Raw genomic sequence first — 24044 nt, 5'->3', positions numbered from 1 at the left:
AGGATGTACGAGCTTTCGCGGGTGCGCCTGCACAGCGTCGGCCCGGCCGGCGCGCGGTACCAGGACGTGCTACTGGACTTCAGCGGCGTGGGCGAGGTGGTCGCCGCGCCGCGGCAGGACGCGCTGTTCGCCGCGGGGGTGCACGCCGCGCAGGGCCTGCCCCGCCGGCCGTCGCCGGCCAGCGTGCTGTTCCTGGAGAACGGCGGCGGCAAGTCGGTGCTGATCAAGCTGATCTTCTCGGTGATGTTGCCCGGTCGCCGGCAGGTGGTCGGCACCACCAACACCCGGGTGCTGGAGAAGTTCGTCGGTGCCAAGGACATCGCGCACGTGGTGCTCGAGTGGCAGCACACCCGCACGGGGGAGCGGGTGGTCACCGGCAAGGTGTCCGAGTGGCGCGGCCACGTCGTCTCCCCCGACCCGCAGAACCTCGTCGACTCCTGGTACTGTTTCCGGCCCAGCGCCGCGCTGCACCTGGAGTCGTTGCCGCTGACCGAGGACGGCCGGCTGCTGACCATGTCGGCATTCCACGAGCGGCTAGACGCCGCGCACGCCGCGGAGCCGGAGCTGGAGCTGTTCCGCACCCGCCGGCACCACGAGTGGACCGAGCGGCTGGACCTGCTCGGCCTGGACACCGAGCTGTTCCGCTACCAGCGGGCGATGAACGCCGGCGAGGGCGAGGCGGCCGACGCGTTCTCGTTCACCACCGACGGCGCGTTCGTCGAGTTCCTGCTCCGCGCGGTGCTGTCCGAGGACGAGCCGAAGGAGCTCGCCGAGGTCGTCGCCACCTACGCCGACAACCTGGCCCGGCGCGGCGACCTGGTGTGCGAGCGGGACTTCGTCGCCGGCGCGCTGGACCTGCTGCGGCCGCTGGCCCAGGAGGAGTCGCTGGCCGCGGCGTCCCGCAAGCTGGCCGCCACCGCCCGCGGCGACCTGGAGGTCTTCGCCGGCGAGGTGGCGGCTCGTGACGCGCTGGAGCACGAGCGGCTGGACGGGCTGGCAGCCCACCTCGGCGAGGTCGAGGAGGCGGAGAAGCTCGCCGAGGGCGATCACCGGCGGCGCGCGGCCGTGCTGGCCGAGCTGCGCCGGCTCGCCGCCGGGATGCGGCTGGAGGAGGCGACCGCGAACCGGGAGCGGGTCGACGCCGAGCTGGCCGCGGCCCGCCGCGAGGCGCGGGCGTGGCGGGAGACCGGCACCGTGCTGGCCCAGCTCAACGCCCGCCGGCACGCCGAGGACCTGCGCGAGCTGGTCGGCGGCCGGGAGCAGAAGGCGAAGCCGGCGCTGGCCGCCCGCAACGCCGCCGCGGCGGCGCTCGCCCGCGGCCTGCTGGCGCTGGCGGAGCAGGCACGGGAGCGGGCGGACGCGGCCGAGCGGCGGGTGGCCGAGCTGGGGGAGCGGGCGCTGCTGGCGCAGCGGGAGCGGGACGAGGCGACCTCGGAGGCGGCGAATCGGCGGGCCGAGGCGCACGGGCTGCGCGAGCGGATCGGCGAGGTCCGCGCCGAGGTGGCCACCGCGGTGCGCGCGGGGCTGCTCGCCGAGGGTGGTGACGTCGCGGACGTCGCCGAGGCGGCGCACCGGGCTCGGGCGGAGGCGGAGTCCGCGGCCGCCGAGCTCGACCGCCGCGAGGCCGACCTGGAGCGACTCGGCGAGGAGGCCTCCGCCGCGCGGGCCGAGCTGGGGCAGGCCGAGTCGGCCGCCGCGGCGGCTCGGGATCGGCAGGAGCGGGCCGAGGAGGAGCTGGCCACTGCGCGCCGCCGCACCGACGCGCTCGCCGCCGAGCCGCGGCTGCAGGAGCTGATGGGCGGAGCCGACGTCGCGCCGGAGACCGACGCGCCCGTGCTGCTGGACCGGCTGCGCGAGGCCAGGGCGGTGGCCGAGCGCGAGCAGACCGCGTTGCGGATGGCCGCCGCCGTCGACGAGCGGGCACTCACCGCGCTGGGTTCCGGTGGGCTGCTGCCGCCGCCGGAGGAGGTGCAGGAGGCGCTGGACGCCCTGGAGGAGGCCGGGATCACCGCGTGGTCGGGGTGGCGGTTCCTGTCCACGCTGCCCGCGGCACGCCGGGAACGCCTGCTGGACCGGGTGCCGCACCTGGTGTCCGGGGTGCTGCTCAACGACCCGGCGCACGCGGGCCGGGCCCGCGAGGTGCTCGCCGAGCGCCGCCTGCTGCCGCGGGCGATCGTGCCGGTGGGCGACACGGACGTGGTCGACCGGCTTGACGACCTGCCGGGCGCGGCGGGGGTGGCGTTCCTCGTTCCGCCCAACCCGGCGATGTACGACGAGGAGGCGGCCGACGCCGAGCGCGGGGAGATCGGCTGGCGGCAGGAGGAGCGGCAGCGCCGGTTGAGCCGGCTCGCCGAGGCGATCGCCGCGGACGGGGCGCTGTCCTGGAAGATCGAGGCGTGGCGGGCCGACCACCCGCCGGGCAGCGTCGCCGTGCTGGCGGAGCGGGCGCAGGCGGCGCGGTCCGAGCGGGAGCGGGCCGACGAGGCTTACGAGGCCGCGCGGCGGGAGGCCGAGCGGGCGGCCGAGGCCCGCGCGGCGCTGCGGGACCGGCTCCGGGAGCTGCGCTCGGCGGCGCGCGCCGGCGGGGAGACGGCCCGCGGGCTCGACGCGCTCGCCGCCTCCGCCAGCAAGGTTCCGCAGTGGACGGACACTGTGGAGCGTTCGGAGGAGGCCGCGGCGCGGGCCGAGGAGCGCGCCGAGGAGGCCGGGGCGCGGGCGGCCCGGCTGCGCGGGCAGGCGGCCGAGGAGCAGCGCACCGCCGACGGGCACCGGCGCACCGCGGCCTCGGCGCGGTCCGACCTCGCCGACGTGCCCGGCGCGAGCGAGGTGTCGCCTGCCGATCCGGTGCCGGCCGAGCCGATCGACGCGTTGCGGGCCGCTTACACCTCCGCCGCCGAGGCCTACGCCAAGGTCGCGGTCGGCGGGGACCTGCGGGCCGAGCTGGCGCAGGCGGAGCGGGCCGAGTCGGCCGCGCTGGCCGAGGTGCAGCAGCTGGACGAGGAGGTGCGGCGGCGGGCCACGGAGCTGCTGGACACCCCGGACGGCTCGGATGCCTCCGCCCGCGCCGACGCCCTCGCCAGGGCGGGGCGGCTGGTGGCCGCGCTGGAGCGGGAGCAGGCCGAGGCGATCGGCGCGGTGGCCACTCGGAAGGCGGAGCTGGAGCAGCTGCCCCGGCCGGCGGGCCCGCTGGACCGGGTCGATCGGCCGCGCGATCTGGCGCACGCCGAGGAGCTGATCGAGGCGGCGGCTGAGGAGACGTCGGTGGCGGCGCGGCAGTGGGAGGAGCTGCAGCGGCGGCGGGCCGAGGCGCGGCACACGCTGGACGCGGCCGGCGCCGCGGCCGAGGGGTTCGGGTTGCTGGCCGGGACGCTGGCGCCGTTCGTGCCGCGCGAGCACGAGCGGGTGTTCGACGGCGACCTGGACGCCGCGCGCGCCCGGTACGAGACGCTGCGGTCGGCGCTGGACACGGCGGACGCGGCGGTCGGCGCGGCCGAGCAGCGGGTGCGGGCCGCCGCGGACGCGCTGGCCCAGTACGCCACGGATTCCCGGTTCGAGCGGTTGAGCACGCCGGTGCGGCAGCAGATCGTCGGTGTGCGCCGGGACGCGCTGCCCACGCACGCGGCGGAGTGGGCCGACGCGCTGCGGCCGCGGCTGCGGACGCTCACCGACGACCTGGAGCAGATCGACCGGCACCGGTCGGGGATCGTCACCCGGTTGCACGGCATGGTGGAGGGGGCGCTGCGCACGGTGAAGTCGGCGCAGCGGGTGTCCCGGCTGCCGGAGGGGTTGGGGGACTGGTCGGGGCAGGAGTTCCTGCGGATCCGGTTCGCCGAGCCCGAGGAGTCGGTGCTGGTCGAGCGGCTCGGCGAGGTGGTGGACGAGGCGGCGGTGGGCCGGACCGCCGACGGCCGCGAGGTGAAGCGGGACGGCATGTCGTTGCTGCTGCGCGGAGTGCAGGTCGCGGTGCCGAAGGGGTTCCGGGTGGACATGCTGAAGCCGGACTCGGTGCTGCGCACCGAGCGGCAGCGGGTGTCGGAGATCCGGGACGTGTTCTCCGGCGGGCAGCAGCTCACCGCGGCGATCATCCTGTACTGCACGATGGCGGCGCTGCGGGCGAACAACCGGGGGCGGCTGCGGGACCGGCACTCCGGGGTGCTGTTCTTGGACAACCCGATCGGCCGGGCGTCGGCGGGGTATCTGCTGGAGCTGCAGCGCGCGGTGGCTCGCGCGCTGGGCGTACAGCTGATCTACACGACGGGCCTGTTCGACGCCGGGGCACTGTCGGAGTTCCCGCTGATCATCCGCCTCCGCAACGACGCCGACCTGCGCGCCGGCCGCAAGTACCTGTCCGTCGACGCCACGATCCGCAACGCCGTCGGCGACCTCGGCGATCCTGACGGGGTGGCCCGGCTGTCCGCGACCCGCCTCTTCGCCCGCCCGGAGACCACAGAGGACGGTGACGAGGGCTCCGGCGAGAACACCGCCGCGAGCTGAGCCCGGGCGCGGGAGCAACCGCTGGGCACGTTCCGCCGTCCCCCTGCTGGGACCGAGCGGAAGGACTGGCATGGGACGTGTGCGGGACCGGATCGCGGTGCCCGGTGGTACGCCGTGCTGGTCGTGGCGGCGGCGCTGGCCGCGTTGGGCGGCGCGCGAGCGGCGCGGGCTGCGGCGGTGTCGAGATCGAGGGTGGCGCCGAGCCCGCACCGTGTCCCGACGGGATTGGCTACGCGGTGCCGGCGCTGGTCGGCGGGGAGGTGGCGGCGATCGCCGTGGTCGCCGCCGGGTTGGCCGTCCTGGTGCGCCGGGGCGGTCCCGGCCTCGCCGGCCGGGTCGCCGGACACCTGCTGCTGGCGACCTTCGCCGGCACCGTCCTCGTCGCCGCGGCCGCGCTGGCGCTGGCACCGCCGCTCACCGTGGCCGACGCGGTGAGCCTGGTGCTGCTCGGCGCCGCCGGCACCCCGCTGCTCGCCCGTCGCCTGCGTCCGCGTGCGGTGCCGCTCGTGCTGACCGGGCTCGTCGTCGCGGCGACGGTCACCATCGTCGTGGGCTGGTCGGACCTGCTGCTGCCGTCCCGCTCCTGGTCGCGTTGCTGGCCGGATGGGTGCTCGCGCTGTGCCTGACCTGCCGTGCCCGGCGCGTCACGCCGCCATAGCGTCAGCCCTCGGGGGACGCGGCGTCGCCGGTGAGGTAGGCGTGCAGCTCGCCGGCCGCGGCGAGCATGGCGGCGCTGCGTCGGGTGATCTCGTTCCGCCGCCGGTCGAGCGCGGCGCGCAGCGCGTCGGTGCTGCCGGCTCGGCGGAGGTCGGCCAGCACGGGTTCGATCTGCGCCAGGTGGTACCGCGCCTGTCGGAGCAGCTGGACGACCCGCGCGTCCCGCACGTCCTCCGGCCGGTAGCGGCGGTACCCGGTGCCGTGCTCCCGCGGCGGGGCCAGTAGCCCGGCGGCCTCCCACAGCCGCAGCGCGGACGGCCGCATCCCGAGCAGCGCCGCGGCCTCACCCACCCGCAGCCCCGTCCCCGGCGCCTCCGCCGTGCCTGTCGGGGACCTCGGCGGATCCGGGTCGTCCGCTCGTGCCTTCAAGTTCGGCGGCGTTGCGGCCTGCGCGGTCACGGCCGCGAGGGCCTCGGCGGTGGCGGCGAGCGCCCGCCGCTGCTCGTGCAGCGCGGCGTGCGCGGCGTCGACCAGCCCCAGTGCCTCGGCCCGGTCCCCGGCGTGCACCGCCCGCATGATCTCCCGCGCCGTGGTCCACCCGTAGCTTCGGGCGAGCGCGCGGTAGGTCAGCAGCGCGCGCCGGTGCCGTTCGGTGAACCGCCGGTACCCGGCCGCGGTCCGCTCCGCCGACGGCAGCACCCCGGCGTCGAGGTCGTTGCGCACCTGCTGGGTGGAGATCCCCGCCGCACGGGCCAAATCCACCGGCCGAAGGCTCACCCGTCCCACCCTGGGTTACGCCGCGGTTTGAGGCTTTCGAGACAGAAATTCCAGGAAAACACCGCTGCCCTCCACGAAAGTCTCAACTTGGCAGTTCAACGATACAGTTGAAGGTATGGAACTTGGCAACAACCTGGTCATCGAGACCCGTGGGCTGCGGATGCGGTACGGCTCGACCGAGGTGCTGCGCGGGGTCGACCTGCGCCTGCAGCGCGGCGAGGTGCTGGCCCTGCTCGGCCCGAACGGGGCGGGCAAGACCACCACCGTGGAGATCCTGGAGGGCTTCCGCACCCGCTCGGCGGGTGGCGTGCGTGTCCTGGGCGTCGACCCGGAGCGCGGCGACGACGCGTGGCGGGCCCGGCTCGGGATCGTGCTGCAGTCCTGGCGCGACCACGGCGGCTGGCGGGTCCGCGAGCTGCTCGGCCATCTCGGCCGCTTCTACACGCCCTATGTGGACAGTCCCTACCGGGCGGACGAGCTGCTCACCCTCGTCGGCCTGGCCGAGCACGCGAACGCCCGGATCGCGACCCTCTCCGGAGGGCAGCGGCGCCGGCTGGACGTCGCGATCGCCCTCGTCGGCCGACCCGAGCTGCTGTTCCTGGACGAGCCGACGGTCGGCTTCGACCCGCACGCCCGCCAGGAGTTCCACGAGCTGGTCCACCAACTGTCCGATGTAGAGGAGACAACGATCCTGCTCACCACCCACGACCTCGACGAGGCGGAGAAGCTCGCCGACCGCATCGTGATCCTCGCCGGCGGCACGGTGGTGGCCGACGGCACCCCGGCCGACCTCGCTCGCCGGGTCGCCGCCGAGGCGGAGGTCCGGTTCACTCGCGACGGCGAGCGGCGCGTGCACACCTGCGCCGACCCCACCGGCTTCGTCCGCCAGCTGTTCGCCCGCCGGGACGACGGGGTCACCGACCTGGAGATCCGCCGGCCGAGTCTGCCGGAGGTGTACCTGGCCCTGGTCCGCGAGTTCGAGTCCGGCCGACCGGCCGAGGCTCCGCGCGAGCTGCTGGAGGTGTCCGGATGACAACCACGAGCAACCCGGTGAACGCCGCCGTCCGCGCCGGTCTGCAGCGCGGCTGGATCGAGTTCCGCACCATCGCGACCAGCGCGGCCGACCTGCTCGGCTGGCTGTGGATGCCGATCGTCGCGCTGGTGGTGATGTACACGCTGCGCGGCACGACGGTGCCGGGCACGACGTTCTCCCTCGGGGCGCAGGCCGTCCCCGGCATCCTCGCCATGACCGTCGTGTTCACCGGGATGATGGGCCTGGCGATGGCGCTGACCAGCGAGCGGGAGGACGGCACGCTGTTGCGCGCGAAGGCGACACCGCACGGCGTGCTCGGCTACCTCACCGGCAAGGTGGTCGGCCAGGCCACGCTGACCGTCGCCGCGCTGCTCGTCGTGCTGGTCCCGTCGGCGTTCCTGTTCGACGGCCTCCGGCTGGGCGCGGTGGGGGCGTGGCTGACCCTGGTGTGGGTGCTGGCGCTCGGGTTGGTGGCGACCCTGCCGATCGGCGCGGTGCTCGGGTCGCTGGCGCCCCGCCCGCAGAGCCTCGGCTTCGTGATGCTGCTGATCACCGGCCTGGTGATGGCCTCCGGGGTGTTCTACCCGGTCACCGCGTTCCCCGCGTGGTTGCAGTGGATCGCGCAGGTCTTCCCGCTCTACTGGCTCGGCCTCGGGATGCGTTCGGCGTTGCTGCCCGACGCGCTGGCCGTCGCGGAGATCGGCGAGTCCTGGCGGCACCTGGAGACCGCCGCCGTGCTCGGCGCGTGGGCCGTGCTGGGGTTCGTGGTGGCGCCGATGGTGCTGGGCCGGATGGCGCGGCGCGCCACCGGATCGACCGTGCGGGAGCCCGCCACATGACCTCGGTGTGACGCGGGCGCGGCGCTCAGTCCTTGCGGCCGTTGACGGCGAGCCCGGTGCCGAGGCCGATCATGGTGAGTCCGCCCGCGCCGCCGATGAGCTCCAGCCGGCGGGGAGAGCGGGCGAACCAGGCCCGCGCGGTGCCGGCGGCGTAGGCCCAGGCGCTGTCCAGCAGCAGCGCGGTGATCGGCAACAGCGTGCCCAGCAGCAGGATCTGCGCCGGCACCGCGCCCGCGGCGGAGTTGACGAACTGGGGGAGCACGGCGGCGAGGAACACGATCGACTTCGGGTTGGCGAATCCCACCACGACGCCGTCGCGGACCAGCCGAAGCGGACCGCCATGCGCCGGGCCCACCCTGACCGCCAGCGCGTCGCTCAGCGCGCGGCGGTGCCGGATCGCCTGCACACCCAGGTACACCAGGTACGCGGCGCCGGCGAGCTTCACCACGGTGAACACCGTCGCCGAGGTCTGCACCAGCGTGCCGAGCCCGAACGCGACCGCCACCACCTGCAGGTACACCCCGACCGCGTTGCCGACGACGGTCAGCAACGCGCCGCGCCGGCCCACGGTGAGCGCGCGGCTGATGGTGAACAGCACGCTGGGGCCGGGGATCACCACCATGACGACCGTCAGCACGGCGAACGCGATGAGCTGCTCCGGAGCGACCATGGGCCGACCCTAGCCCCGGGTACCGACACCGAGCAGCCGGTTTTTCGGCCCGCGCCGCCGCACCGAGTGGGGCCGTCAGCCGGAGCGACCGCTCCGGACCCGGTGGGCGCGGCGGCGGGCCGCCGCCCCGCCGACCACGGCGGCCCCGGTGAGTGGGCAGTCACCGCAGGGCCGGCCGTTCGGAACTCGGTAGTACAGGCAACAGCTGCGCCGGGTCACCGGACCGTCCCAGCGGCCGTCGAGGGTGCCGCGCAGCGGGGGCGCGGCGAGTAGGGCGGTGACCAGCGTGCCCACCCGTGGGTCGGGCCGCGACCGGGTCACCGCCCTGGCCGCCAGCACGAGCCCGGCCGCCGCGTTGCCCCACAGCAGCCCGGTGGCCACCCGGGTCACCGCGCGCAGGGCGTCGTGCAGCGGGCGGAGCTGCTCGTCGACGACGGTGTGGGTGAGCAACGCGGCCAGCTCGGTCGGATCGGCGACGTCCCATCCGCCAGGGGAGGGCAGGGCCAGCGTGACAGCCGTGCTGGTGAACCCGCACCGCAGCGGGCCGAGGTCCGCCGCCAGCTCCCCGGTTGCCCAGGTGCCGAGCGCCAGCGACCACAGCCTCTCGGCGAGCTCGTAGTGCAGCTGCGCGGCCGCGACGCGGGGTTCGTCGACCCGTAACGCCGCGGCGGCCCCGTCGACCACCGCGCGGAGGCCGCTGTGGTCCCCGCGCAGGTCGCGCAAGCTGGTGCCCTCGCCCGGCTCGGTGGTCGCCACGAAGTAGTCGCCGAAGGTCGCCGCCGCGGTGACCGCCGCGCGGACCCGGTCCGGGTCGGCGCGGCGGGCCGAGGGGGCCGGGTCCGCCGTTCGGCTTGGCCGCGGGGGAGGGGGACAGGGTGAACCCACGGTGCGGGCTCCTCTCTCGGGGAAATCCGCCCCGGTCGGAGGACGCGATGGGGGGAATGTCCTGACTCCCGGATCGTCGCTCGTCCCGGCCTTCCCAGCGCGCTCGCCGGTGGCCGTCGTGGGATCCGCTCCCCGGTCACAGTGGCGGGACCGTGCCGGACTCGCACCGGCTTCCTCCCCGTCATCGCCTGGTCACGGCGGAGTATGGCGCAGCCGGGCCCGCACGGCCAGCAGCCCCACCGCGAGGAACGTCGCCCAGAACACGTGGTGGGCCAGGTAGATGCCGGTCACCCCGAGGTGCAGCACACGGCAGAGCAGCCAACCCAGCGGCAGGAAGACGACGTATTCGCCGATCAGGCTGGCCCGCAGGGGAGTTCGCGTGTCCCGGTGCGCGCGCAGCACCGCGTTGGTGGTCGCGGTCCCCGCCATCCAGAGGACCTGGGCCCAGAACAGCCACACCACGCGCTCGGCCTCCGCGGCCACCCGGGCATCGTCGACGGCCAGCCGCAGGGCGGCCGGGGTCACCAGGGGCAGCAACGCGGCGCAGGTGACCGCCACGGTGCCCACGCTGCCCGCCGTGACGAGCACGACCCGCCGAGTGCCGTGGGGGTCGCCGGCGCCGATACGCTCGCCCAGCAGTGTGGTGCCGGCCGCGGCCAGGCCGGAGATCAGCATCCAGACCGCCAGCTCGGCCACGTCGAGGGCGCGCACCGTGGCGAGCGCGACCGCGCCGCTGGGCGCCAGCAGGACCGTCACCACGACGATCGAGCCGGTGCCGGTCGCCCCGAGCAGGGCTTCCGGCCAGCCCAGCGACCACGCCTCCCGGTGCCTGCGCGCGGGGCGGCGGAGGACTCCCCGCAGGGTCGGCACCGGGACGCCGGTGCGGCCGATCCGCCGCGACCACACCAGGAACACCACGGCGGGCACGACCGACCCGAGCAGGGTGCCCGCCGCGACGCCCAGCGGACCGGCGCCGAGCCGCAGGAACAGGATCGACGCGGCCACGTCGACAGCGGCGGAGGCGGTGGTGCTCACCAACACCACCGCCGACCGCGAGATCCCGGTGGCGAAGCCGCGCAGGACGACCCCCACCGCGAGGGCGGGCAGCCCCGACACCACGATCCGCAGGTACGCCGCCGACAGCGGGACGTCGACGGCCGGGCCGGCGATCGCGGTGATCAGTGGTTCGGCACCGAGGGCCAGCGCGCCGGCGAGCGGGACACCCACCCAGAGCGCGATCGCGACCGTGCGCTCCGCACCGTGGGCCGCTCCGGCGGGGTCGGCCGCCCCCTGGCGCCGCGCGGCGATCACCTGCGCGGGGATGCCGAAGCCGGACAGCAGCGCGACGGCGACGGTGTGCACGCCGACGGCGACGGCGCCGATGGCGACCGCGTCCGCGCCGAGGCGGCCCAGCAGCACGGTGTCGTTGCCGGCGATGGCGACGGTGACCATGCCGCTCAGGGCCAATGGCCACGCGAGCCGGAGCAACGCGGGCACCAGCCGCGCGGTGCCCGTCGCCGCGTCGCCGCTCGCGTCGCTCTCCGTCGTGGCCACGCCGGTTACCGCCCTTCCCGCGCGCGGTGGTCGGCGGCCTGGGCGCGCAGTGCCCGCCGGGTCTCGTCCGCGCCCTCCCGCACGATGTGCCGGCCGGCCGGGGGCAGGTCGCCGGCGAGCAACCGGCCCGCGGCGGCGAGGATCGCCGCGGTGGGCCGGCACGCCGGGTACAGCGCCGTGGTCAACGTCAACAGCTCCTCCTCCGGACGGTGCTCGGCCCACAACCGTGCGACCGCGTCCACCCACGTGTGCTCCGCGTACTCGGCCAGGACCGCGTACTGCCCGGGCCGCCAGAACCCGGTCAGGATGGCGTCCCGGACGGCCAGGGACAGTTCCGTCCCGTCGGCGACACCCTCCACCGCGGCGGCGAACGCCGCGGCCTTCACCGCCGGGTCGGGAAGGCTCGCCCAGGCCAGCCACGCCTTGCGCCGCCCGAGGTCGCCGGGATCGCGGCGGCGTTGCGCGGCGATGGCGACCTGGTCGACGGCGCCGAGCGTGGCGAGCCGGATCACGAGGTGCCATCGCAGGTCGGGGTCGACGGCTAGGCCGTCCACGGTGATCGTGCCGGTGAACAGCCCGTGGGCGAACGCCGGGTCGTCCTCGACGGCGACCAGGTAGCGGACCCAGCCGCGTTGCTCGGTGCCGCCCGGATCGGCGCGGTCGAGCGCCGTGCGGGCCGCCGCGGCCAGGGCAACTCGCAGCTCCGCCTCCCGGTCGGGGGCGCTGTACTGCTCGATTGCGTGCCGGGCATGGTCGAGCAGTTCGCGGCGGAGACCGATGTCGGGCTCCGGCACCGCGTGCCGGGCCACCAGGCGTACCCAGTCGCCGGTGGCCAGCTCCGCGTCGCGGGTCAGCTCCCACAGTGCCGTCCAGCAGAGCGTGCGGGCCAGCGCGGACGGGAGCTCGCCCAGCCGCTCGGTCAGCATCGTCAGGGAGTAGGCGTCGAAGGCCAGCCGGGCGTAGCCGAGGTCGTCGTCGTTGGGCAGCAGCAGGCCGGCGGGACGACCGACCAGCTCGGGCACGGGGGTGCGCGGTCCCCGCAGGTCGACCTCCCGCCGCCAGGTGCGGTTCAGCGCGCCGGCGGTCGCGGTGTAGTGACCGAGGGCGATCCGCTGCCGGCGGGGCCGGGCGCCGGGGTGGGCCGGGAGCTGGTGCACGACGACCTCGGTGTAGCGCCCGTCGGGCCCGATCGTGGCGTCGGTGCGCAGGGTCGGCGCTCCGGTGGTGTCCAGCCACTCGTCGGCCCACTGGTCCAGGTCGCGGCCGGAGGCGTCGGCCAGCGCCCGGAGGAAGTCGGCGCGGTCGACCGTGCCGAAGGCGTGCTCGCGGAGCAGTCGGCGAACGCCGTCGGCGAAGGCGGTGGGGCCGACCCAGTGCGCGAGCTGCTTGAGCAGCGCGGCGCCCTTGGCGTAGGTGATGTCGTCGAACCGGGTCAGCAGGCCAGCGGTGCTCCCGACCCGGGCGAGGACGGGGTGGGCGGTCCGGCCCTGGTCCTCGGCGTAGGCCCGGGCCTTGTAGCGGTGGGCGAAGTCCACCCACGCGCGCTCCCCGAACTCGGGGTGCGCGGCCAGGCCCAGGGTGGCGGCGTGTGTCGCGACGGCCTCGTTCAGCCAGAGGTCGTCCCACCAGCGCATCGTGGTGAGATTGCCGAACCACATGTGCGCCATCTCGTGGAGCAGCACCGCGGCCCGGTCGATCCGCTGCGGTTCGGTGGGGGTCGACCGGAACAGGTACCGCTCGCCGAGCAGGACGCAGCCGACGTTCTCCATGCCGCCCATCGGGAACTCGGGCACGAAGACCTGGTGGTAGGTGGGGAAGGGGTAGGGCCGACCGAACAGCTCGCGGTAGAAGTCCAACCCCCACCGGGTGAGCCGGAAGACCTCGCCGGCGTCCAGGAGACCGGCGATCGAGCGCCGGCAGGACAGGCCGAGCGGGACGTCGCCGTGCCGCTCGTGGACCTGATGGAGGGGACCGGCCACGACGGCGCTGGTGTAGGTCGGGATCGGGGGTGTCGGCGCGAGCCGCCACCCGGTGCCGAACCGGTGGGCGGGCCCGTTGCCGACGACCACCCAGTCCGGTGGCGCGAGCACGGTGACCGCGATCCGGGCCTTGAGGTCGGGCTGGTCGAAGCACGGGTAGATGCGGTGCGCGGCGAACGGCTGGCATTGCGAGAACACGTAGGTGGCACCGTCGGCCGGGTCGCGAAACCGGGACAGGCCCAGCCCGGTCCGGGAATAGGAGCACCGCGCCCGCACCACGAGCTCGTTGCGGGAGCGCAGGTCGGGCAGGGGAAGGCGGTGCCGTCCGGTCGTGGGCAGCGGACGGCCGTTGAGGGTGGCCTTCTCGACGGCCGCCGCGGTGAGGTCGAGGAAGGTGCTCGCGCCGGACCGGGCGGCGAACCGGATCGTGGTGTGGCTGGTGAAGGTGGCCGCGTCGGCGCGCAGGTCCAGCTCGACGTGGTAGCTGGGGTCGCGAACGACGGTGGCGCGCTCCGCGGCCTCGGCCCGCGTCAGTGCCGCGCGGTCGGTCGGGCCACCGCTCACCGAGGGGTTCCCGAGTGACCGGGCGGGGTGGTGAGCGCCCTCGTCGGACGCCCACCACCCCTGTGAGCGGGGAGCCGCGTTCCGCTCACGACCATCGGGCACACCGGCGTTCCGCCTGGCCGCTCACAGCGCCGCCTGTGCCGCCTCGATGAGCTCGACATCGCGGGTGAGCAGCACCAGGACGTCCACTCTGGACTCCTTCCAGGCGACGAGGCGGTCGATGATGCGGTCGAGCGGGCCGAGCAGCGCGTACTGGTCGACGAGCTCGTCGGGTACCTCGGCGGCCGCTTCCTTCCTTCTGCCTTCGGTGAACAGCGCGCGGACCCGGTGTGCCGCCGCCTCCCAACCCATCTCACAGGCCTGTTCGAAGTGCACGTTGCGGACGCCGACCCCACGCGGGCCGAGGTAGGAGGCGAGCACGGCGCGGACCTCCGCGCGCGCGGCGTCCAGGTCGTCGTCCCGGATCACGTCGATGACTTTGGCGATGGTGACGTCCGACCGTCGCCGTCCGGCCCGGGCGATGCCCTCCTCCAGTGGCGCGAGGCAGACCTTCTCGTGCTCCGGGATGTACAGGCCGCCGACCAGCCAGCCGTCCGCGATCTCCCCGGTGAGCGCGACGTTACGCGGACCGGTGGTACCCAGGTAGATCGGGATCTCGGTGCGGGGCGGCGGGTAGAGGGCCTTGAGTGGGCGGGACACGCCGCGGGCGTGCGGCCCCCGGTAGGGGATCTGGTAGTAGCGCCCTTCGAACTCCAGCGGCCCTTCCCGGGCGATCGCCTTGCGCAGCACGGTGACGTACTCGCGCAGAACATCCGTGGGGTGGTGGAACGGCAGCCCGTGCCATCCCTCGATCAGCCACGGTTGGGACAGCCCCAGTCCGAGCAGCGTGCGTTGACCGGACAGCGCGTCCAAAGTGGTCGCCGTCATCGAGGTGAGGGCGGGGGTGCGCGGGGCGACCTGCAGCACACCGGTGCCGAGTTTGATCCGCTCGGTCTTCGCGGCGAGGTAGCCGAGGATCGTGACCCCGTCGGGGCCGAACTCCTCCAGGCTCCACACCGAGTCGTACCCGACCCGGTCCGCCGCCTGCACCGCGGGCAGCACCTCCGACATCGGCTCACCGCTGTATCCCAGCGCCAAACCCAAGCGCATTCCGGCTCCATTCTTCCCTTCGGTGTCCGCCCGGTTCAGGCGAACGGCAGCGGATGACGGACCAGGTCGTCCTCGGTCAGTGGTCCGGGCACCCAGCCGTGGGTGACCGGTTCGGTGTACAGGCGCGTGCCCCCGAGCAGGGGGAACGCGGCCGGCGCGAGCTGGTACAGGCCGCCGACGACGACCCTGACCACGCGGAGCCCCGCTGCCGCCACGTCGGGGGTGGTGAGGTTGACCGATACGGCGGGCAACCCCGTGGCGGCGAGGGCCCGCAGGTAGGCGTCCCGAGGGTCGCCGTCCACCGGGGCGAGGTCGACCTCGCCGACCGGGTTCCGCAGTCGGCGCAGCGGCGCGTCCCGCATTCGCGGGTCCAGGTACAGCTGGACGTTGGGGTCGAGGTGGGTGAGATCCCGCCAGTCCGACCGGTAGTCGTCGCGGTAGTGTCGGTCGGCCCGCCACGGTCGGTACGGCCTGGCGCGGAGGCGGCCCGCGCTGACCGCGGCCCAGAACTCGCTGTCCGGGGCGGCCAGCTCGCGGCTGACCGTGTAGGTGACCAGCGCCTCGCAGAGTGCCTTCTCCGCGGCGGCCACGGGGGTGGGCCGGCAGGCGGTTCCGAAGGCGACCACGCCGCGTTCGTGGTCCTCCAGGAACACCCCGATCACGGGCACATCGAACGGGCAGGGGATGGCCAGGAAGGTCGGGTCCAGTCCAGCCGCGACGGTGTCGGCGCGCAGCAGCGCGAGCCGCGGGTCGTGGTCCGCTCGTAGCGCGCGTGCCGGCGCCCCGCTGTACCACCAGAGTGTCACGGCGTCGCGTTCGAGCAACTCCTCCAGTGCGGCGCGTTCGGCGGCGGCGACCGAGGGGCCCGCGGCGATCCCGGCGAAAGCCTGGGTGGAGATGGCGGGGTGCTCGCCGGGCCGGGTGCCCGGTCCGTTGAGGTAGGTCAGTGCCGCCGGCACCAGGATGGGGCCGCCGCCGTGCAGGTCGCGCCCGGTGGCCCAGGCCGTCTCGAGCTCCCGGCCGAACGGGACGAAGGGGAAACCGGGCGTCGCGTACTGGGTGGCCGAGTACAACGCGAGCCCGGTGGGATCGAGGACGTCCCGCCCGGTGGCGGCCAGGTCGGCCGCGGAGCCGATGACCAGGTCGGCTGGGACGGCGTTGCCGCAGTAGCGTTCGACCGCCTCACCGAGGGCGGCCGCGCGGGCGCGTTCGGGGTCGCCCCAGGCGGCGCCGCCGGTGACCGCGTCCGCGGTCCACGGGGCGAACTCGCGGGTGTTCGCGAGCTCGGCGGTGTAGCTGACGAAGGCGGCCGGTACGTCGGCCGGCTGTTCCCGGCGCAGCCGGGTGACCACCCCGAACCGCGGGTCGACCAGGCTCGACACCGGGACGGGAGAGCCGGGACGCCCGGTATCGACAGGCAGCGGCAACACCGGATGGCGGACCACCTCGCCCGGACCGACGGTCAGTTCACGGCCCGCGCCCGGGACGGGGTTTCCGGCGAGGTGGGCGAGCACGTCGGCGACGAGCAGGCCGGCGGCCACGGCGACCTGGCCGGGACCCGGCCAGGGTGGCGCCGGGAGGTTCGTGCCGGTGTCCAGGTGTGCCCACAGCTCACGCAGTTCCTCGGGCACCGGGCTGGCGGCCAGCCGGCGGGCGCGCACGTCGCGGTAGCGGACCCCGTCCCCGGGTACCACCATCGGCCCCACCCGGAGCCGGCCGCCGTCGAGATGGCAGCGGTGCCAGGCGATCCCGGCGGTGGCGCAGTGCTCGTCCACGTCCTGCCAGTGCCGGTCGGGCAGCCAGCCCGCGCAGGAGATCATGACGTCGACGCCCTCGGAGAGGTCGAGCGGGGCGCCGGGAGGCGTCGCTCGTCGCACGAGCTCGACGTGGGGTTCGAGGAGGGTTCGCACCAGGTCCGCGACCGGATTGTCCGGGCGGTCGCCCGCGGCGGGCACCGATTCGACGCACACCGTGTAGCGAGTCAGGTCGGCGGTGGCGGCAATGGTGGGGGCGGTGGGGGCGGTGGCAACGGTTGTGGTGGTGGCGGGGTCTGGCTCGCCCCGTGCTCCGCGTTCGACGAGCCCGGCCAGAAACCGCCGTACCTCGCCCGGAGTCGGCGGCTCGCCCGCAGCCGCCGGCTGGTGCGGAACCATCAGCGGCTCACCCCGAGCGGAAGTGGCGCCACCCAGCACGGCCTGCGCGTGGCGCAGCACGTGATCGCTAGCCCGCAGGTGGAGGAAACGGCCGTCCGGAAGGAGACAGCGCCACTGTCCGTCCGAACCGCGGTAGAGGAGGTAACCCGATACCGGGTACGCGGCTGGACCGACGTCCCGGCCGGTCTGGTCGGCTGTCCCTGCCTTCACCATGGTCCCCCGTGGTTCGCGAAGAGGCGGTCCGTGAGGAGCGATCCGCAACGCCGTGACTCGTCGCGGCGCCCGTTGCGCGGGTCGTTCTCCTTGCGCTGGCCGCTGCCGTCGGGCCTGCCGGGTGGTCGGCCGGGCCCACGGTGGACCCGGCCGACCACCCGGGTGGGTGTTACTCGGCCTGCTCGTCGGCCTCGGTGTCCGGGGTGTCGAGCCAGCCGAAGGAGTCCTCCACGGCGGGGGTGTGTGCCCGGAGCCGTCGCGGAGCGGTCTCGTCGATTTCCTCGTATTCGTAGCCGTGATGTGCCATGACTTCCTATCCCCTTCGGATTGGCGAATAGTGGCTGCGGCTCCAACTCCACCGTATTCCCGTGCTCGTGTCCGGGTCAAGGCGTCGGGGGAATTTTCTTCACCACCCGTGTTATTGGCGCGCGAATGCCCTCGGATCGCCATCGGTTGTTGAGCCGGCCGCACTCGGGTGTTGTCCGCGCTGGGATCCGGCCAGCTCGTTCGCGCTGGCGACCACGTTCCTGGTGTTCGCCCCATCTGCTTTTCCGGCCGCGTTTGCTCTGCGGCTCGTGTCTTCCGGACGTCGTTGTTAACGTTCCGAACGAGGCGAACAGTTCTGTCCGTTTTGTGTGCGAAGGGTTCGCTGGAGGGTCCGAACAGCGGGCGGCTATGGATTCACCCCGGGTTCCTGTCCGGCGCCGAAGGCCCAACCCTCGACCGAGCCTGGGGCGGGGTCGTAGTTCCCCGCGCCGAGTTGACTGTAGGACCACGACCCGCCCGGCTGGGCGTGCCAGTACGACCAGTAGGCGGTCACTGGCGCGCCGTTGCAGGGATCGGGAAGCTCGTCGATCCGGCAAATGAAACCGGGATACCCCGGGACGAAGTCGTACGTGAACCCGGCTCCGGTCAACGCCTCGAGCCCACTGGCCGGATCGCCCGGCGCGCAGCGGGTCTCGATACCTCCACCCAGCTCGGCGAAGTCGACGACGACGGTGACCCCACTGGTCCCGGTGCAGGCACCGGCGGTGGTCGTGGCCGCGGCCGCGGGGCCGGTGATCACGGCCGTCGTGACGGCGGCGGCGGTGGCGGCGACGGCGGCGAACCGGCGCGCAGCGGACATGGTCCCTCCTTGGTGGAACGATGGACGTGGAACGGGTGCCGGCGCCTCAGCTCCCCATCGCGCCGGCATTCGGTGTGACGCCAGTTCGGCACAGCGTGGCCGCCAGTGCCGGTCCCGCCTGGTACGAGGCGTAGGGGTTGTCGGTCGGGAACTCGTCGGTGTGGCGGAAGGCGCCGGACGGGTTCTGGAACGCGAGCAGCCTGGTTACCACGTGGTTGCCGTTCTGCGCCCAGGCCGCGAGATCCTGGCCGAGGACGCGGAGCGCGACGACGACGAGTGCGGTCGAGTTCGTGTCGCTGGCCGTGCCGTATTCCGTGGAGAAGGTGAAGCCGCCGTCCCCGGCCGCCTGCTGGGTGCGCAGGTAGGCCAGGGCACGCCGCACCGTGTCCGGGTGCGCCCCGCCGACGGCCCTGAGCGCGACCAGGGCCACCGCCGTGGTGTTGGTGTCGCTGTTCCGCGCCGGGACGTAGTGGCTCCACCCGCCGTCGGCCCGCTGCCGGGCGCGCAGCGCGTCGGCCGCGGCCGACGGCACCGGTCGGCCGGCGGCGCGCAACGCGATCATGGCGTAGGAATGGGCGGTGAGGTTGACGCCGAACAGGCCGGTTGCCGGCTCGTAGCCGGATTCGACGGCACGGACGAAGTCGATGCCGTTCGGCGCCGTCGTCGAGTGGCCCGAGACGATCAGCGCCAGCAGGAACCTCGCCGCGACGCCGGTGTCGAGATCGTCGGTCCGCGAGTAGATGTAGTCGATGGGTGAGTTGCCGTTGGTGGTCACCGTCGACGGGTCGACGCCGGCGGCGGCGAGGCTGTACACCGCGTCCGCGGTCGAGCCCGGGCCGATGCCGGGGAACGAGCCGTCGGGCGCCTGTTGGGTGCGGATGTAGTCGGCCAGCCGGTCGAGCGCGGACCGCGGCGTGCACGGTCCGCCCGACGAAGCGGTGTGCGTTCCGTGGGTAGTCGACGGTGGCACGGCCGTCGCGGCCGGTGCCCCGATCAGCATGGTGAGGAGTCCCAGCGCAAGAATCCCCAGAGCTCGGCCGAAGCCGTGCCGTGCACGGGTGCGAGTCATGGCCCATCCCCCAGTGTCGGGCTCAGAATGCTGTCCCGGAGCGAGGCCGGTGCCGGCGTCCGCTCACGGGCTCGGTTTCGACGCTAGCAGCGTGGCGGGAAATCGGGAGAGTTGAGCGGGAAGAGCACCCGAATGGTCTACGACGCAACGACTTGTCCACAATCGTCCTATATGGACACGGCGCCTCTCCCGTGCGAATCGGTACCGATTGCCTAGCCGGCTTCGGCCGATCGCGGGTGCGCGGCGCGCCCGAACGGGGGGTGGCTGTCCGGTACGAATGTCAGACCCGGGTGGTACCAAGGCGTCATGACCCGCCAGATCCGCCGCGTTCCCGTCGCCGAGCGCAGGGCCCGGCTCGCCCGTCGCCACCGGCTCGTGCCCGGTGCCCGTGCCGAGCGGCCCGAGGACGTGGCCGAGAGCCTCGTGGCGCTGCACGCCACCGACCCGGCCACCGTCCACCTCTCCGCGGCGGCCCGCCTGCGCGACCCCGCCGTCGCCGCCGTCGAGCGCGCCCTCTACACCGACCGCACGCTCGTGCGCATGATCGGCATGCGCCGCACCATGTTCGTGGTCCCCACACCGGTCGCTCCGGTCGTCCAGGCCGCCTGCGCCGGCGACATCGCCAGGGCGCAGCGCCGCCAGCTCGCCCGCGACCTCACCGCCCAGGGCCATCCGGAGCCCGTCCCCGACGCCGACCGCTGGTTGGCCGAGGTCCTCGACGAGACCGCCGCGGCACTGGAGCGGCGCGGCTCGGCCATGCCGAAGGACCTCACCGAGGACGTGCCCCGGCTGCGCCAGCAGCTGCACATGGCCAGGGGCAAGCCCTACGCCGCCATCGGCTACGTCACCACCCGCGTGCTCAACGTGCTCTCCATGGAGGGCCGCATCGTGCGCGGCCGCCCGCGCGGCACCTGGCTGTCCAGCCAGTACGAGTGGCACGCGACCGGCGCGTGGCTGCGCGGGGGCCTGCCCGCGCTCGACCCGCACGCCGCGCGGGTCGAGTTGGCCCGTCGCTGGCTGGCGGCGTTCGGCCCCGCCCCGGTCGAGGACCTCCGCTGGTGGACCGGCTGGACCGTGGCGACGACGAAGAAGGCGCTCGCCGACCTCGGCCCCGTCGAGGTCGACCTCGACGGCATCCCCGGTCTCGTCCTCGCCGACGACCTCGACCCGGTGCCCGAGCCGGACCCGTGGGTCGCGCTGCTGCCGTCCCTCGACCCGACGCCGATGGGCTGGGCCGGGCGCGACTGGTTCCTCGGCCCGCACCGGGCCGCGTTGTTCGACCGCAACGGCAACGTCGGCCCCACAGTGTGGTGCGACGGCCGGATCGTCGGCGGCTGGGCGCAGCGCCCGGACGGCGAGATCGCGGTCCGGTTACTGGAGGACGTCGGCGCCGAGGCGGAGGCCGCGGTGGCCGCCGAGGCGGACCGGTGGCGCCGGTGGTTCGGCGACGTCCGGGTGGTGCCGCGGTTCCCCTCACCGCTGCAGCGCGAGCTGGTTTCTTAATCGATTCCCCTGGCCAGGCGGGTGGTCGACGTCTCGCCTCGGGTCACTCCGGAAGCAGCAGGTGAGCACGCTAGGGTTTGCGGTGAACACGGCCGCGCGACGACCGCCGGAGCATCGACCGAGCGCCAGCGAGGGAGGAGCGGAGGCGGGAGGAGGGTGGCCAGGAAGGAACGGCCGCGCGACGACCGCCGAGCATCGACCGAGCGCAGGCGGGAGGAGCGCGGCCACGAGGTAGTCAGCCCGACGAAGTGGTGCCCGGCGCCGCCGGGTCGAGCCCGAATGAGGAGAGCAGAGCAGTGACGGTTCGCGTAGGCGTCAACGGCTTCGGCCGCATCGGTCGCAACTTCTTCCGTGCCGTGCAGGCGGCGGGCCACGACATCGAGGTGGTGGCCTTCAACGACCTGGGCGATGTCGCGACGATGGCGCAGCTGCTCAAGTACGACAGCGTCCTGGGCCGCTACCCCGACGAGATCAGCGTCAGCGACGAGGGCATCGTCGTCGGCGGCACGACCATCAAGGCGCTCGCCGAGCGTGACCCGGCCAACCTGCCGTGGGGCGACCTCGGCGTGGACGTGGTCGTCGAGTCCACCGGCTTCTTCACCAACGCCGACGCCGCCAAGGCGCACATCGCCGGCGGCGCCAAGAAGGTCATCATCTCCGCCCCCGCCAAGGGCGAGGACCTGACCGTGGTGCTGGGCGTCAACGACAAGCTCTACGACGGCTCGCAGACGATCATCTCCAATGCCTCCTGCACCACCAACTGTCTGGCCCCGCTGGCCAAGGTGCTGCACGACGAGTTCGGCATCGAGAAGGGCCTGATGACCACCGTCCACGCCTACACGCAGGACCAGAACCTGCAGGACGGCCCGCACAAGGACCCGCGCCGCGCCCGCGCCGCCGCGCTGAACGTGGTGCCCACCTCCACCGGCGCGGCGAAGGCCATCGGCCTGGTGCTGCCGGAGCTCAACGGCAAGCTCGACGGCTACTCGCTGCGCGTCCCGGTCCCCACCGGCTCGATCACCGACCTCACCGTCAACCTGGCCAAGAAGGCGACCGTCGAGGAGATCAACGCCGCCTACCAGGCCGCGGCGGAGGGCCCGCTCAAGGGCATCCTGCGCTACAGCGACGCCCCGATCGTCTCCAGCGACATCGTCAACGACCCGGCCTCCTGCATCTACGACGCGCCGCTGACGAAGGTCATCGACGACCAGGTCAAGGTGTTCGGTTGGTACGACAACGAGTGGGGCTACTCCAACCGCCTCGCCGACCTGGTCACGCTCGTCGGCTCGAAGCTGTCCTGAGGTCGCGCCGGTGAAGACACTCGACGACCTGCTCGTCGAGGGCGTGGAAGGTCGGTGCGTGCTGGTGCGCGCCGACCTCAACGTTCCCCTCGACGACGACACCATCACCGACGACGGCCGGGTCCGTGCCGCCGTCCCGACCCTGCGGCGCCTGGTCGAGGCCGGCGCCAGGGTGCTCGTGGCCGCGCACCTCGGCCGGCCGAAGGGCACGCCGGACCCGAAGTACTCGCTGGCCCCGGTGGCCGGCCGGCTCGGTGAGCTGCTCGAGACCCGGGTCACCCTCGCCGGGGACGTCACCGGCCCCTCCGCCCGGCAGTCCGCGGACGCGCTCACCGACGGGGCGGTGGTGCTGCTGGAGAACGTCCGGTTCGACCCGCGGGAGACCAGCAAGGACGCCGGCGAGCGGGCCGCGCTGGCCGCGGAGCTGGCGGGTCTGGTCGGCGGTGCGGGTGCCGCTGGCGCCGGCGGGCGCGGTGGCGGCGCCTTCGTCTCCGACGGCTTCGGGGTGGTGCACCGCAAGCAGGCCTCGGTCTACGACGTGGCCAGGGTGCTGCCCGCCTACGCCGGTGGCCTGGTGCTGGCCGAGGTCGAGGTCCTCAACCGGCTCACCGGCGACCCGCGCCGCCCCTATGCCGTGGTGCTCGGCGGCTCGAAGGTCTCCGACAAGCTGGCGGTGATCGAGGCGCTGCTGCCGAAGGTGGACCGGCTGCTGGTCGGCGGTGGGATGTGCTTCACGTTCCTCGCCGCCCAGGGCCACTCGGTGGGGAAGTCGCTGCTGGAGTCGGACATGGTCGACACCTGCAAGCGGCTGCTGGCCGAGGCCGGCGACAAGATCCAGCTGCCCACCGACGTGGTGGTGGCCGATGCCTTCGCCGCCGACGCCGCCACCCGCACGGTGCCCGTCGACGCGATTCCGGACGGCTGGATGGGCCTGGACGTCGGCCCCGACACGGTGCGCGCGTTCGCCGACACCCTCGCCGGCGCGGCCACCACGTTCTGGAACGGCCCGATGGGCGTGTTCGAGCTGGCCCCGTTCGCCGCGGGCACCCGCGGGGTGGCCAGGGCGATCGCCGACTCGGACGCGTTCAGCGTGGTCGGTGGCGGCGACTCGGCCGCGGCGGTGCGGCTGCTCGGCCTGCCGGAGGAGGGCTTCTCGCACATCTCCACCGGTGGCGGCGCGTCGCTGGAGTACCTGGAGGGCAAGGAGCTGCCCGGAGTGGCCGTGCTGGACGAGGGGAGCGAGTAGATGGCGCGCAAGCCGCTGATCGCCGGCAACTGGAAGATGAACCTCAACCACCTCGAGGCCATCGCCCTGGTGCAGAAGATCGCGTTCGCCCTGCCGGAGAAGTACTTCGCGAAGGTTGATGTCGCCGTACTCCCACCGTTTACGGACATCCGTAGCGTGCAGACCCTGGTCGACGGCGACAAGCTGCTGCTCACCTACGGCGCGCAGGACCTCTCGCCGCACGACTCGGGCGCCTACACCGGCGATGTCTCCGGCGCGATGCTGGCCAAGCTGGGCTGCACGTACGTCACCGTGGGGCACTCCGAGCGGCGGCAGTACCACGGCGAGGCCGACGAGCTGGTGAACAAGAAGGTGCGTGCGGCGCTCAAGCACGGGCTGCGGCCGATCCTCTGCGTGGGGGAGCCGCTGGAGGTCCGGGAGGCCGGTGGACACCTGGAGCACACCACGGCGCAGCTCGTCGCCGGGCTCAAGGGGTTGAAGGCGGAGCAGGTGCGCGACGTGGTGGTGGCGTACGAGCCGGTGTGGGCCATCGGCACCGGGCGGGTGGCCACCCCGGCCGACGCGGAGGAGGTGTGCGCCGCGCTGCGGAAGACCCTGGCCGACAAGTACGGGGGCGAGGTCGCGGAAGGCGCCCTCGTGCTCTACGGCGGGTCGGTGAAATCCGGTAACATCGCCGACCTGGTGGCGTGCGACAACGTTGACGGTGCCCTCGTCGGTGGGGCCAGCCTGGACGCCGACGAGTTCACCAAGCTGTGCGCGCTCGCCGCCGGCGGGCCGCTGCCCTGATCGAGGGAGCTACCCGGTAGTCTGAGACCTCAGGCCGCCGCACTGA

Annotated in this window: 18 protein-coding genes and 1 riboswitch; of the genes, 8 read left to right on the top strand and 10 right to left on the bottom strand. The window is 74.1% G+C overall.

Annotation, left to right across the window (positions count from 1 at the left end):
- Positions 1-3 precede the first annotated feature (3 nt).
- Together BM051_RS21640 and BM051_RS21635 are read left to right on the top strand one after the other, a co-directional pair.
- Positions 4-4494 (top strand): hypothetical protein, encoded by a 4491-nt coding sequence (locus BM051_RS21640; protein ID WP_092533469.1) that lies wholly within the window; start codon positions 4-6, stop codon positions 4492-4494.
- Between the two features lie 236 nt (positions 4495-4730).
- Positions 4731-5120, top strand: coding sequence for a hypothetical protein (locus tag BM051_RS21635; protein WP_092533466.1), 390 nt, complete (start codon positions 4731-4733; stop codon positions 5118-5120).
- Between the two features lie 34 nt (positions 5121-5154).
- Here BM051_RS21635 and BM051_RS21630 read toward each other — a convergent pair whose 3' ends face one another.
- Entirely contained in the window at positions 5155-5913 is a 759-nt protein-coding gene (locus BM051_RS21630) for a MerR family transcriptional regulator (RefSeq protein WP_208325991.1), read from the bottom strand.
- A 130-nt stretch (positions 5914-6043) separates the two neighbouring features.
- Between BM051_RS21630 and BM051_RS21625 the strand changes: the two genes are divergently transcribed.
- Together BM051_RS21625 and BM051_RS21620 are read left to right on the top strand one after the other, a co-directional pair.
- Positions 6044-6961 (top strand): ABC transporter ATP-binding protein, encoded by a 918-nt coding sequence (locus BM051_RS21625; RefSeq protein ID WP_243859684.1) that lies wholly within the window; start codon positions 6044-6046, stop codon positions 6959-6961.
- Positions 6958-7800, top strand: a complete 843-nt coding sequence (locus tag BM051_RS21620) for an ABC transporter permease (protein ID WP_092533460.1) — start codon at positions 6958-6960, stop codon at positions 7798-7800. The genes BM051_RS21625 and BM051_RS21620 overlap by 4 nt, the downstream gene beginning before the upstream one ends.
- 25 nt (positions 7801-7825) lie before the next feature.
- Here the strand turns inward: BM051_RS21620 and BM051_RS21615 are convergent, their stop codons facing one another.
- The 9 genes from BM051_RS21615 to BM051_RS21580 form a co-directional block, all read right to left on the bottom strand.
- Positions 7826-8470, bottom strand: a complete 645-nt coding sequence (locus tag BM051_RS21615) for a LysE family translocator (protein ID WP_092533457.1) — start codon at positions 8468-8470, stop codon at positions 7826-7828.
- Between the two features lie 75 nt (positions 8471-8545).
- Positions 8546-9355 (bottom strand): (2Fe-2S)-binding protein, encoded by an 810-nt coding sequence (locus BM051_RS21610; RefSeq protein WP_092533454.1) that lies wholly within the window; start codon positions 9353-9355, stop codon positions 8546-8548.
- A gap of 54 nt (positions 9356-9409) precedes the next feature.
- Positions 9410-9532, bottom strand: a riboswitch (cobalamin riboswitch).
- Positions 9533-9547: 15 nt separating this feature from the next.
- A complete protein-coding gene (locus tag BM051_RS21605) occupies positions 9548-10909 on the bottom strand; it encodes an MATE family efflux transporter (RefSeq protein ID WP_092533451.1) in 1362 nt (453 codons plus the stop codon).
- A 5-nt stretch (positions 10910-10914) separates the two neighbouring features.
- Positions 10915-13452, bottom strand: coding sequence for an aminopeptidase N (pepN, locus tag BM051_RS21600; protein WP_166677799.1), 2538 nt, complete (start codon positions 13450-13452; stop codon positions 10915-10917).
- A gap of 123 nt (positions 13453-13575) precedes the next feature.
- A complete protein-coding gene (locus tag BM051_RS21595; RefSeq protein ID WP_092533445.1) occupies positions 13576-14601 on the bottom strand; it encodes an LLM class flavin-dependent oxidoreductase in 1026 nt (341 codons plus the stop codon).
- 35 nt (positions 14602-14636) lie between these two features.
- Positions 14637-16478, bottom strand: coding sequence for a YcaO-like family protein (locus BM051_RS21590; RefSeq protein WP_208325990.1), 1842 nt, complete (start codon positions 16476-16478; stop codon positions 14637-14639).
- A gap of 658 nt (positions 16479-17136) precedes the next feature.
- Positions 17137-17274: a hypothetical protein gene (locus BM051_RS29190; protein WP_166677798.1), complete on the bottom strand. Its 138-nt coding sequence runs from the start codon at positions 17272-17274 to the stop codon at positions 17137-17139.
- A gap of 366 nt (positions 17275-17640) precedes the next feature.
- Entirely contained in the window at positions 17641-18093 is a 453-nt protein-coding gene (locus BM051_RS21585; RefSeq protein WP_092533442.1) for a hypothetical protein, read from the bottom strand.
- Positions 18094-18139: 46 nt separating this feature from the next.
- Positions 18140-19162 carry a prenyltransferase/squalene oxidase repeat-containing protein gene (locus BM051_RS21580; protein WP_134046284.1) on the bottom strand — a complete coding sequence of 341 codons (1023 nt, stop codon included), beginning with the start codon at positions 19160-19162 and terminating at the stop codon, positions 18140-18142.
- 306 nt (positions 19163-19468) lie between these two features.
- On the opposite strand from BM051_RS21580, the gene BM051_RS21575 reads away from it, so the two are divergent.
- The 4 genes from BM051_RS21575 (at position 19469) to tpiA (ending at position 23998) form a co-directional block, all read left to right on the top strand.
- Complete coding sequence (locus tag BM051_RS21575; protein ID WP_092533438.1) at positions 19469-20665, top strand: winged helix DNA-binding domain-containing protein; 1197 nt, start codon at positions 19469-19471, stop codon at positions 20663-20665.
- A 296-nt stretch (positions 20666-20961) separates the two neighbouring features.
- Positions 20962-21966: a type I glyceraldehyde-3-phosphate dehydrogenase gene (gene gap, locus BM051_RS21570; protein WP_092533436.1), complete on the top strand. Its 1005-nt coding sequence runs from the start codon at positions 20962-20964 to the stop codon at positions 21964-21966.
- Between the two features lie 10 nt (positions 21967-21976).
- On the top strand, positions 21977-23212 hold the full coding sequence (locus tag BM051_RS21565) for a phosphoglycerate kinase (protein WP_092533434.1): 1236 nt from the start codon (positions 21977-21979) through the stop codon (positions 23210-23212).
- The gene (gene tpiA / locus BM051_RS21560; protein WP_092533432.1) at positions 23213-23998 is read left to right on the top strand and encodes a triose-phosphate isomerase; all 786 of its coding nucleotides are present in this window, start codon (positions 23213-23215) and stop codon (positions 23996-23998) included.
- Positions 23999-24044: the final 46 nt, after the last annotated feature.

The sequence above is a fragment of the Amycolatopsis arida genome, assembly GCF_900115565.1.
Classification (GTDB): domain Bacteria; phylum Actinomycetota; class Actinomycetes; order Mycobacteriales; family Pseudonocardiaceae; genus Yuhushiella; species Yuhushiella arida.
This window is presented reverse-complemented; position numbering and strand designations above follow the sequence as displayed.

Coding starts and splice junctions, on each gene's coding strand:
- BM051_RS21625 (WP_243859684.1), top strand. CDS start 6,044: ATGGAACTTGGCAACAACCTGGTCATCGAGACCCGTGGGCTGCGGATG.
- BM051_RS21580 (WP_134046284.1), bottom strand. CDS start 19,162: ATGACTCGCACCCGTGCACGGCACGGCTTCGGCCGAGCTCTGGGGATT.
- BM051_RS29190 (WP_166677798.1), bottom strand. CDS start 17,274: ATGGCACATCACGGCTACGAATACGAGGAAATCGACGAGACCGCTCCG.
- BM051_RS21595 (WP_092533445.1), bottom strand. CDS start 14,601: ATGCGCTTGGGTTTGGCGCTGGGATACAGCGGTGAGCCGATGTCGGAG.
- tpiA (WP_092533432.1), top strand. CDS start 23,213: ATGGCGCGCAAGCCGCTGATCGCCGGCAACTGGAAGATGAACCTCAAC.
- BM051_RS21640 (WP_092533469.1), top strand. CDS start 4: ATGTACGAGCTTTCGCGGGTGCGCCTGCACAGCGTCGGCCCGGCCGGC.
- BM051_RS21615 (WP_092533457.1), bottom strand. CDS start 8,470: ATGGTCGCTCCGGAGCAGCTCATCGCGTTCGCCGTGCTGACGGTCGTC.
- BM051_RS21620 (WP_092533460.1), top strand. CDS start 6,958: ATGACAACCACGAGCAACCCGGTGAACGCCGCCGTCCGCGCCGGTCTG.
- BM051_RS21585 (WP_092533442.1), bottom strand. CDS start 18,093: ATGTCCGCTGCGCGCCGGTTCGCCGCCGTCGCCGCCACCGCCGCCGCC.
- BM051_RS21575 (WP_092533438.1), top strand. CDS start 19,469: ATGACCCGCCAGATCCGCCGCGTTCCCGTCGCCGAGCGCAGGGCCCGG.